This window comes from Amphibacillus jilinensis Y1 (assembly GCF_000306965.1).
In the GTDB taxonomy this organism is placed as follows: Bacteria; Bacillota; Bacilli; order Bacillales; family Amphibacillaceae; genus Amphibacillus_C; species Amphibacillus_C jilinensis.
The window spans coordinates 76,404-86,276 of sequence record NZ_JH976444.1 but is presented as its reverse complement, the minus strand read 5'-3'; the positions used below and the strand labels follow the sequence as shown (position 1 = coordinate 86,276).

General features: G+C 38.0%; 10 protein-coding genes and 1 riboswitch. Of the genes, 6 read left to right on the top strand and 4 right to left on the bottom strand.

Annotation, left to right across the window (positions count from 1 at the left end; genetic code table 11):
- Window positions 1–93: 93 nt before the first annotated feature.
- Complete coding sequence (locus B494_RS20320; RefSeq protein WP_017473778.1) at window positions 94–612, bottom strand: DUF3221 domain-containing protein; 519 nt, start codon at window positions 610–612, stop codon at window positions 94–96.
- A 174-nt stretch (window positions 613–786) separates the two neighbouring features.
- On the opposite strand from B494_RS20320, the gene B494_RS0118005 reads away from it, so the two are divergent.
- The 5 genes from B494_RS0118005 to B494_RS0117985 are packed head-to-tail and all read left to right on the top strand — an operon-like array spanning window position 787 to window position 5,707.
- Window positions 787–1,707 (top strand): hypothetical protein, encoded by a 921-nt coding sequence (locus B494_RS0118005; RefSeq protein WP_017473777.1) that lies wholly within the window; start codon window positions 787–789, stop codon window positions 1,705–1,707.
- Between the two features lie 11 nt (window positions 1,708–1,718).
- Complete coding sequence (locus B494_RS0118000) at window positions 1,719–2,342, top strand: DUF4129 domain-containing protein (protein ID WP_017473776.1); 624 nt, start codon at window positions 1,719–1,721, stop codon at window positions 2,340–2,342.
- A 5-nt stretch (window positions 2,343–2,347) separates the two neighbouring features.
- Window positions 2,348–3,472: a DUF4350 domain-containing protein gene (locus B494_RS0117995; protein WP_017473775.1), complete on the top strand. Its 1,125-nt coding sequence runs from the start codon at window positions 2,348–2,350 to the stop codon at window positions 3,470–3,472.
- Window positions 3,469–4,398 carry an AAA family ATPase gene (locus tag B494_RS0117990; RefSeq protein WP_017473774.1) on the top strand — a complete coding sequence of 310 codons (930 nt, stop codon included), beginning with the start codon at window positions 3,469–3,471 and terminating at the stop codon, window positions 4,396–4,398. The genes B494_RS0117995 and B494_RS0117990 overlap by 4 nt, the downstream gene beginning before the upstream one ends.
- Window positions 4,352–5,707 (top strand): DUF58 domain-containing protein, encoded by a 1,356-nt coding sequence (locus B494_RS0117985; protein WP_017473773.1) that lies wholly within the window; start codon window positions 4,352–4,354, stop codon window positions 5,705–5,707. The genes B494_RS0117990 and B494_RS0117985 overlap by 47 nt, the downstream gene beginning before the upstream one ends.
- Here the strand turns inward: B494_RS0117985 and B494_RS0117980 are convergent.
- On the bottom strand, window positions 5,687–6,664 hold the full coding sequence (locus B494_RS0117980; protein WP_017473772.1) for a stage II sporulation protein M: 978 nt from the start codon (window positions 6,662–6,664) through the stop codon (window positions 5,687–5,689). The genes B494_RS0117985 and B494_RS0117980 overlap by 21 nt on opposite strands.
- Before the next feature lie 88 nt (window positions 6,665–6,752).
- On the opposite strand from B494_RS0117980, the gene B494_RS0117975 reads away from it, so the two are divergent.
- A complete protein-coding gene (locus B494_RS0117975) occupies window positions 6,753–7,544 on the top strand; it encodes an RDD family protein (RefSeq protein ID WP_017473771.1) in 792 nt (263 codons plus the stop codon).
- Between the two features lie 91 nt (window positions 7,545–7,635).
- Here the strand turns inward: B494_RS0117975 and B494_RS0117970 are convergent, their stop codons facing one another.
- Entirely contained in the window at window positions 7,636–8,997 is a 1,362-nt protein-coding gene (locus B494_RS0117970) for a PFL family protein (RefSeq protein ID WP_017473770.1), read from the bottom strand.
- Between the two features lie 12 nt (window positions 8,998–9,009).
- Window positions 9,010–9,282, bottom strand: coding sequence for an ACT domain-containing protein (locus B494_RS0117965; RefSeq protein ID WP_017473769.1), 273 nt, complete (start codon window positions 9,280–9,282; stop codon window positions 9,010–9,012).
- 94 nt (window positions 9,283–9,376) lie between these two features.
- Window positions 9,377–9,457, bottom strand: a riboswitch (glycine riboswitch).
- Window positions 9,458–9,873: the final 416 nt, after the last annotated feature.

Sequence of the window (9,873 nt, the reverse complement as noted above, 5' to 3'; positions counted from 1 at the left end):
ACATTACACCACCACATTTGACAGAGAACCAACTTTATGTATCAAGGGCAAATTTTTCTAACAAAATCACTTTTTTAATGATGATGATTGTGTTTATTCTGTAACTTCGATGGCAATCACTTCTCCGCTCCAAACTTCAAATAAATAAATGGTCCATTGGAGCTGGGCTTGATTAAAGATAACATCACGAACAGCAAAAATTTGACTAGGGTGACTACTCTGTTTTGATAATGCTTCTTTTAGGGCATCTGCAGGTGTTAAGCGAGCTCCTTTTGGTGATTCTTGGTCGTGAATATGATAGTCTTGAAGTGTTGAGTTTGCCGGATATGAATCGTCTGTTGTATCATACCATATATCGACTTTGTCCCCGCACTGAATGTCTGTTGGTGCATTTAAGAACCAAATCATTTCATAGTATTCTGATACACCACCGGTTTTGCTTAAATCTTGGACTTGGTCACTAGCAACAAGGATGCGGTCGTCAGACTGATCAACGACATACCCTGTAATCCCAGGTTCCTCTTTTGTGCCAGTGGTATTGTCTGATAAATAAGTACAACTTAGTAAACTAGCTAATGTTATTAATAATATGAAGAGTAGCTTTTTGTGCATCATCTCACCCTTTGTCAGTCTTATAACTATAAGACGATTCCCTTTGACGGAAAGTTACAAACATTGACAAAAAAATTTGAAATTTTAAATTATTGTTTATTGCTCTTCACATCCATCCAATTAATGTTAAAATAAAAGAATAGATTATTAAAGTTATGGAAATGAGGTTTTTTTGTGGAAAAATTATTTACAAGACCAAAGCGATTTGGTGAAATCTTGGATATGACGTTTAAAATTATTAAAGAACAGTTTGGAAAGCTCTTTTTTTTATTGTTAATCTTTTACAGCCCGATTTTTGTTGTGCAAGTATGCATTAAAGTTTTTTCTGGCCATGGATGGATTAGGGATCTTGCACCAGGACAGACGTATGTTGACCAAATTATAAATATGGTGAATACTGAAGATATCGTATTGACGACTGCTGAAATATTTGAATACGTTGCGCTTCTAGCGTTAGAAATGTTGATTTTCCCGATTGCCACAGCAGGTGTTGTTTTAATCGTTAAGCGTATGAAAGATCAGCAAGACGTTGAATTAAAGGAAATAATCAAGCAACCATTTAAACGTTTCTTTCCATTGATAGGGAGTACATTGTTATTAGGAGTAATTTCTTTTGCTATTATTTTTGTACCGATCTTTGTACTTTCCTTTATCAGTTTACATATTTTGATGGCGAATCAAGCCATAGGCCTGTTATTTTTATTTTTGTTGCTAATAGCCGTACTTATCGCTGTATGCTTATTGCTCGTTCGTTGGGGTTTTTACTTGCCAATTGTCCTATTTGATCGTGCTGCCCCTGGTTTAGGAAGAAGTTTTCGACTAACGCGAGGTCGGACATGGATGGTATTTGGGTTATTGCTAACTTTAACTGTGATTTCAGGATTCATGACGAATATGATCAGTATTGCTTTTATTTTTTTAGGTGACAGTGTATTAAATACGATTTTAACGAATTTAATGAACATTATTACGACGATGATAGTCAGTGTCGGTTATGCGGTTATTTATTTTGATTTGGAAATTCGTCACACGGCAAGTGACTTAAAAGAAATGATTGATGATTACCACGTAACTGACGAGGATCCGATACGATAGGTGGAAAAAAGATGAATGATATCGATCAATTGAGAGATACGGCGAAAGATATTTTAGCAGAGGATGCTTATCAAGTATATTATCAAGACCAACGCAATATATTTCAACGGATTTGGGATCAAGTGATGGAATGGATTAGTGAATGGTTTTCCAATCTGTTAGGTGGTCTCCAACCCGGTAACTCGCTTGCTGATGCGATCATTGTTGGAATGCTTGTGATTGGTGGGATACTTACTTTACTACTCATTTTGTTTATCACAAGGTACTTGATGAGGAAGCAGCAATTAAAGCGTAATCAGCCTCTACAGGCCGTGGCATATCACACGAAAACGCTACAAGACTATATTGATCAATTTGAAACGGCACAGCAAGCTGATGATTTACCGGGCGCCGTACGGTACCGCTTTTTAATTTTACTGTTTAGGCTCGAAGAAAATGAGTGGTTAAAGGTAGCAAATTGGAAAACAAATTGGGACTATTATAAAGAAATAGAGCGTATAGGTCGTGAGCAAGCAGATGCTTTTTATCAAATTGCGATTTATTTTGAGTCGATTACTTATGGAAATAAACGTGTCGAATTAAAGGCTTATCAAGCTTACATCAAGGCCATTCATCATTTGGAGCAGGGGGAATAAGCTTTATGTGGAATCGATTGAAACAAAACAAAATGCTGCTTTTATTCCTCGGACTCTTTAGTATTTTAATTATAGCAAGTTATTATTTAACAGATGAACCTTTGGAAGACTATCCAAGCTATCATGTCGAATCACCAGCACCAGATGGCGTGCGAGGGTTTTACCAAACCTTAGACCAGTTGGATTATCCTGTTCAGTATTATGATGAACGGATTAATCAATGGCAAGATCCTACTGATACTGTCTTATTCTTATTTGAGCCACCTTTTCATTTAGATGAACAGGCTATTTCTGATTATGAAGCATTCCTTAATGCGGGTGGTACGATTTATTACATAGCGAAAGATCCGTCATTGGCCTTTAACCTCGATATAAATCGAGCATTAAATCTAGAAGAGGAATTGACAGTTGAAATAGGAAACCAACAGTACCAGGCTTTTTCACATTCAGGACATCGAATGGATGTATTACCTAATGATGATGTTCTCGCTCAAGATCGAGTAGGCGCCATTGCTATGGCAAGGCGCTATGGACAAGGTGAGTTAGTGGTTATTACTGAGCCTGATTGGTTTACAAATCAAGTGATCCTAGAAGCAGATCACTTAGAAATAATCACTGAACTCGTTGATTTATCGACGACCGATATTCTTTTCGATACATATCAACATATATATCAAACTTCTTCTCCATTAATAGAAGTATACCCAGATCCTTTCATCATGCTAGCAATCGGGCTAGTACTTGTCACGCTCCTTTATTTATGGATGAGAGGAAAACGTTTCGGTGTAGCGCGAGAGTTACGCGAACAAAAGGTGCGCTTTGGAGATGAGCGAATACGTGCGCTAGCGAATTGGCAGATTAAAGGAAAGAACTATCGAGAAGCACTGATGGTTCAAGTTGATTATCTTAAACAATTAATCTTTGAAAAAACAGGTACACCAGTTACTGCTAGTTGGTCACAGTATGAGCAAGTACTTGCTCGTTTGTTAAAGCAACGTTCACTAGAGTCTATCCAGTCATTTACTTCTAAGTTAGTTGAGCAACTTGAACAAGAGCAAATTAATAAGCAACAATTTATAGAATGGACAAAATATATTAATCAAATTCGAAAAGAGGTTGAGCAAGAATGAGACAATCTTTAGTTCCTTTATTAGCACATTATCAAGAGAAAATCATTGGACAACAGGATAATTTAAAATACTTACTAACAGCTTTATTAGCTGATGGTCATGTTTTAATAGAAGGCGTCCCTGGAACAGGAAAAACACAAATGGTCAAAACATTAGCGACGCTTGTAGGTGGAGATTTTAATCGGATTCAATTCACGCCAGACTTACTACCAAGTGATATTACAGGAAGTAAGATTTATAATATGAAAGAGAGTCAGTTTCAGACGTTAAAAGGTCCGATCTTTACAAATGTTTTGTTAGCAGATGAAATTAACCGTACGCCAGCAAAAACACAAGCCGCCCTTCTAGAGGCGATGGAAGAGAGACAAGTTACGATTCAGGGGGAAACCTACCGATTATCTGAATTGTTTTTTGTGGCAGCTACGCAAAATCCAATTGAATTTGAAGGAACGTATCCATTACCTGAAGCCCAGCAAGATCGCTTTATTTTCAAGTTAAATATTGATTTCCCAAGTCTTGCAGATGAGACAGACGTGCTACATCATGTTTTATCTGAACAAGTGAATCCCAAAGATCAAGTAGCATTATTTACTGAAGAGGATTTGGCAGAACTAAAGCGTCAAGTTAAAGCTGTCACTGTCCAACAAGAGATTATGGAATATATGGTAACTATTGTTCGAAAAACACGTGAACATGAAGCGATTCAGTATGGTGCAAGTACGCGGGCTGCGATAGCACTTGCTAAGACAGCGCAAGCATGGGCATATCTAGATGATCGAGATTATGTGACACCTGATGATGTCAAACATGTCGTTCGACCATGTTTACGCCACCGTATTCAATTATCTCCATATGCAGAATTGGAGGGGACAAATCTTGATGAAATTATTGCAACGCTTGTGGGCTCGGTGCCTGTTCCAAGATAGAGGGATTATCCCGACTAAACGCTTAATAACTTTGACCATTTTTGCCAGTGTCATACTGATCTGCTTAAGCTTCTTTTTCTTCGATTTATGGTTATTTGGCTCTTGGTTGATAGGGTTAACGTTAGTGAGTTTAGTGGACTTGGCATTTTCGCCTCGTCGGGGTCAGCTGGCGTTAAGTCGCGAATGCCCTGATGAAATTGAACGTCATCAACAAGCTGTCATTAACCTAACGATAAAGAATAACAGCACCAAGTCATGCTTGGTGAAGTGGACCGATGACCTGCCATTGACAATCGAGACTGAAAACGCAAGAAATGTGGCTTTAACAGCAGATCAAACGATAAATGTTGAACAGGTGATTGTACCGAATGAACGTGGTTTGTATCTCTTAAATAAGATCTATGTCCGTTATCAAAGTCAACTTGGGCTCTGGGAAAAACAACGTACTTTTGAAAAAAGTAATGAGCTAAAAGTCATTCCAAATATGGAAGAATCACGGGATTATTTAATGCATGCTCAAAAATACCTTTTGCATGAAGGGGAAAAAATTCGCAAACAAAAGACAGGGTTAGGTGAATTTTCGAAAGTCCGCCAATATGTCGTCGGCGATGATCCAAGAAAAATTAACTGGTATCAATCTGCCAAGCTCCATGAAATGATGGTGAATGAATATGAGCCTGAACATGGGAAGCATGTGGTCATTATGATTGATTGTGGGCGTATGATGGGTGTTGAATTGAAAAAGGGAAATAAATTGGAACGTCATATTGAAGCAGCTTTAACCGTTGCGACGGCAGCTTTAAATAATGGTGATTATGTGTCACTCGTTGCTTTTGCTAAAGAAGTGAAGGCTTATGTACCACCAGCAAAAGGAATGGCTTATCTTCAAACCATTCTAAAGACGATTTATAATATCGAGGTTGAAGCAAATGAATCAAGCTATACCCATGCATTACAATATATTCAATCACAACATCGTAAACGTAGTATGATTCTCTTATTTAGTGATATTAATCAGTTTTTTATCGATGCACATGCATTGTTTTTTATAAAACAATTGCAACGTAAGCATTTATTTGTGGTCATGGGTGTCGAAGATCAGTGGGTGAAGGAAACCGTTCAATTACAAGCCGATTCATTAAATGAAGCGATGCGAAAAACAATTGCACAAGGCAAAGTGGTCTGGAAAAAACGAGAGATGATCAAATGGAATAAACAAGGCCTCGATCTGATCGAGGCCAAAGAAGAACAATTAGCAGTCTCAGCTATCTCTTATTATATTGATCAACTAAACCGAAGCGCGCTTTAATTGGCGTAAGTGCCCCCATAACATGTAAACAATAAAGCCGATTAGAGTAATGATAGCTACAACATATTTTAACTCAAGCGTTAATCCAGCGGGTGTAATAAATCCTTCAATTGCACCTGCCAGAACAAATAAAGGAATTGTTCCAAGCAGGAGTTGTATCGACCGCAGTGCATGGTATTTAAGCTGTGTACTGCGTTTATAGTTTCCAGGAACAAAAAGTTTGTAGCCCATAAGCAATCCGGCTCCGCCAGCAATGAAAATAGCGATTAATTCGATAATACCATGTGGTACAATATAAGCCCAGAACACATAAGAACTGTTAGAATGCCAAAACAATCCTGCTAAAGCACCAACGACAATACCGTTATAGACTAATATATAGACGGTTAATATACCAAAAGTTATTCCTCCAGCAAAGGCAAGAATAGCGACTTGGATATTATTTGTCATAATAGCAGCAGACATGAGCGCAGCCATACCACTTCCTTGATTCGCCTGAACATTAGCTTCAAGTTGTTCTGGGCTGAGCACGTCTGAGATCATGCCTGGAAGGATCGCTTCAAGTTGGAGAGGGTTTTGAGCGACCGTTACAAAGCTAGCTAGTCCGCCGAGTGCAAATAATAATAAAGCGATAATAATAGGACGCCACTGTTCAAGGAGCAAACCAACAAATTTCTCGCTTAAAAAAGTGCGTAACTGTGACCATGATGTGTGTTCCGTTTTATAAAGGATATTATGCGCTCGACTCACCAATTGATTTAAATGAATGGTGACGTCAGCATCAGGGAAGAACGTTTGACTGTAAGACAAATTTTGAGTCGCCAATTGATAGAGCTGATCAAACGTTTCAATCATATTGTGAGAGGGTTTTGTCCTTTTTTTATCAAAAAGCTGAATGTATTCGTCGAGTTGTTGCCAATTTTGGCGATTTTGTTGAATAAATTGTTTGAGTTGCATAAAAATATCCACCTTTTATTTTGTAAATTATGGCTATCGCTATTATAACGTTTTTCGATTAATTTAGATAGAGGAGAATCGACTTATTATGTTAGAACAATCTCAGATAAAAACACCAGAATATGTATCTATTAATTTCTCAATCGCTGGTATTGGTAGTAGGGCGGCTGCTTTTTTAATAGACAGTTTAATCATTGGTTTATTTAATGTTGTTATCTTTATCTTGGCATTAATCTCTCTTGATAGCATTCTATATTTGTTATTTTATAATCCGGATTCATTGTGGATATTAGCGTGGGTTGTTTTGTTGATTTTTGTAATTAATTGGAGTTATTTCTTTTTATTTGAGTATTTTTATAATGGAAAAACGATAGGTAAACGATTAATTGGTATTCGAGTTATTCAAGATAATGGCCATCGATTAACTTTATTATCAAGTTTTATTCGTAATTTCTTAAGGGTTATTGATGATTTACCAGGTGGTTATTTTATCGGAATTGTCATGATTTTTTTCCATAGTAAACATAAGCGCTTAGGCGATTTAGTGGCAGGAACTATTGTTGTTCATGATAAGGGACGCAATAAGAAAAAGAAACGCTCCCAGGGCGTCTCCTCGGACAAACGAAATAGTCAACAAGATGATATTGCCTTTGACTCTATTTTAATTAATCAATTAACGGAACGTGATTATCAATTAGTTAAAACATATTGTCAACGTTATCCGGATTTGCCGAAGCACGAAAAAGCCTCACTAACTAGACAAGTAGGAGAAATTATTTTACCGAAAGTTAATCTTGATCAACATCTAAACAATTTAGCAGAGGTAGACAACATTTTGCATCAACTGTACAGCCGTTTGAAGGAAGAATGGTCATACTAAAAGTATGATGAACAAAATACCTGTAGTTAGGATAACTGAAAAAGAGTATCTAACTACAGGTGTTTTTTAATGTTTAACCTTTAGTATTCATTTAGTTAATAAGCGCTTGAAGTGGGGCTGGGATACGGCCGCCGCGTCTAATCATTTTCTCAGAGCTAAACGGTTTAACACCAATAATAGGGGCACGGCCAAGCAACCCGCCAAATTCAACAATCTCACCCTCATCTTTACCAATGACAGGAATGATACGAACGGCAGTTGTTTTTTTGTTTATCATGCCAATCGCTGCTTCATCAGCAATAATTGCCGCTAATGTCTCAGCTGAGGCTTCGCCTGATAGAGCAATCATGTCAAGTCCCACGGAACAAACACATGTCATCGCTTCAAGTTTATCAAGCGATAATGACCCATCCTCTATACCGCGGATCATCCCATTATCTTCACTAACGGGAATAAAAGCACCACTCAGTCCGCCAACATAAGAACTTGCCATGGCTCCCCCTTTTTTAACAGCGTCGTTCATTAAAGCAAGTGCAGCTATCGTACCATGAGTCCCTACGCTTTCCAATCCAATTTCTTCTAAAATTTCTGCGACACTGTCATTCATTGCATTGGTTGGAGCTAGTGATAAATCCATAATGCCAAAAGGAACATTTAAGCGGTTTGCTACAACACGCCCAAGTAGTTCTCCAGCACGGGTAATTTTAAAGGCTGTTTTTTTAATGACATCAGCTACTTCTCCTAAATCTGCATCAGGATAGCGTTTTAAAGCATTAAGTACGACGCCAGGTCCACTCACGCCAACACTAAGCACAGCTTCCCCCTCACCAGTTCCATGAAATGCCCCTGCCATAAAAGGGTTGTCCTCAACAGGATTACAGAAAGCAACAAATTTTGCGCAACCAATGCTGTTGTGATCTTTTGTTCGTTCCGCAGTTTCTTTAATGATTTCACCTAACTTAGCTACTGCATCGATGTTGATTCCCGTCCGTGTTGTTCCAATTGAAACAGAACTGCAGACACGATTTGTCGTTGCTAGTGCTTCAGGGATAGCATCTAATAATGTTTGATCAGCAGCAGTAACCCCTTTATGAACAAGTGCAGAATAGCCACCTATAAAGTCAACGCCGGTTTCTTCAGCCGCCGCATCTAATACTTTAGCTAACTCAACAGCTTGCTCAACAGTTGCGTCTCCCAATATTTCAGCAATAGGTGTGATCGAAATGCGTTTGTTAACGATGGGAATGCCATACTCCTTTTCAACTTGTTCTGCTATAGGTTTCAATTGGCCTGCGTATTTGGTGATTTTATGAAAGATATTAGCTTTTACTTTCTCAAAATCACCATCAGCACAATTTCGCAAACTAATGCCCATGGTCACTGTCCGAATATCTAAGCTTTCCATTTGTACCATACGAATGGTTTCTTGTATTTCATTATATGCGATCGTCATTAATGGGCCTCCTTATATACGGTGCATGGCTTGAAAGACATCTTCTAATTGAATACTAATCGTCAAGTTCATGTCCTTCTCCACTGTCTCAAATGCTTCAAGTAAATCATCTAATCGGTTTTTATCGGCCATTTCAACGATCATCATCATCGTGAAATAATCTTGTAAAATCGTTTGGCTAATATCATGAATGTTCATGCTATGGTCAGCAAGCACGTTTGTTACACGGGCAATGATGCCGACTGTATCCTTTCCCACTACTGTCACAACTGCACGTTTTTGCATTTTTATCACCTCAACTAATATTTTCACCCTATACGTTAAAAAAGATTGGAGAAGCTATCTCCAATCTCAGTGACAACAATATCTAGACATTTGTTTGTTGTCTTCTGTCCGTTTACCTGAGATTGTGAATCCTTCGGTGTCGTCAATACGAGACGAGCTCTCCAGAAGTTGCTCCGATCATAGTGTTACCCATAATCATCATTGCGACTTATTCAACTAATAAAGAAATCGTACCAATATTTTATTCAGGCGTCAATATAATCTTTTTTCTAACACAATAAATGGTAAATGACTTTTAGTAGGCAAAACTTAATGGATGGTTAATTGAACGCTTTCACTATTCGTTTTTCTGTAATAAACTCAACTTTCGCACACTGAAATAGTCATTCAACCTTGATCGTATTCCATAGACTCGGTATTCAATATGCTTATTGACTTTACTTATGCATGGATGTGCCGCATGACTTTCTCATACGTTTAGAACGTTATTTCATTCCGATAAGCAAAGGATTCGCTTTTCGCGGGGATGGCTTCAGCTAACTTGAGTCGCAAAGATCACGCCTCAAGTGGATCTTCAGCTCATCCTATGCG

What these genes read in the sequence shown, in the direction of transcription:
- B494_RS0117990 (WP_017473774.1), top strand. Translation starts at nt 3,469, where the DNA reads ATGAGACAATCTTTAGTTCCTTTATTAGCACATTATCAAGAGAAAATC.
- B494_RS0117980 (WP_017473772.1), bottom strand. Translation starts at nt 6,664, where the DNA reads ATGCAACTCAAACAATTTATTCAACAAAATCGCCAAAATTGGCAACAA.
- B494_RS20320 (WP_017473778.1), bottom strand. Translation starts at nt 612, where the DNA reads ATGCACAAAAAGCTACTCTTCATATTATTAATAACATTAGCTAGTTTA.
- B494_RS0117965 (WP_017473769.1), bottom strand. Translation starts at nt 9,282, where the DNA reads ATGCAAAAACGTGCAGTTGTGACAGTAGTGGGAAAGGATACAGTCGGC.
- B494_RS0118000 (WP_017473776.1), top strand. Translation starts at nt 1,719, where the DNA reads ATGAATGATATCGATCAATTGAGAGATACGGCGAAAGATATTTTAGCA.
- B494_RS0117985 (WP_017473773.1), top strand. Translation starts at nt 4,352, where the DNA reads ATGAAATTATTGCAACGCTTGTGGGCTCGGTGCCTGTTCCAAGATAGA.
- B494_RS0117975 (WP_017473771.1), top strand. Translation starts at nt 6,753, where the DNA reads ATGTTAGAACAATCTCAGATAAAAACACCAGAATATGTATCTATTAAT.
- B494_RS0117995 (WP_017473775.1), top strand. Translation starts at nt 2,348, where the DNA reads ATGTGGAATCGATTGAAACAAAACAAAATGCTGCTTTTATTCCTCGGA.
- B494_RS0117970 (WP_017473770.1), bottom strand. Translation starts at nt 8,997, where the DNA reads ATGACGATCGCATATAATGAAATACAAGAAACCATTCGTATGGTACAA.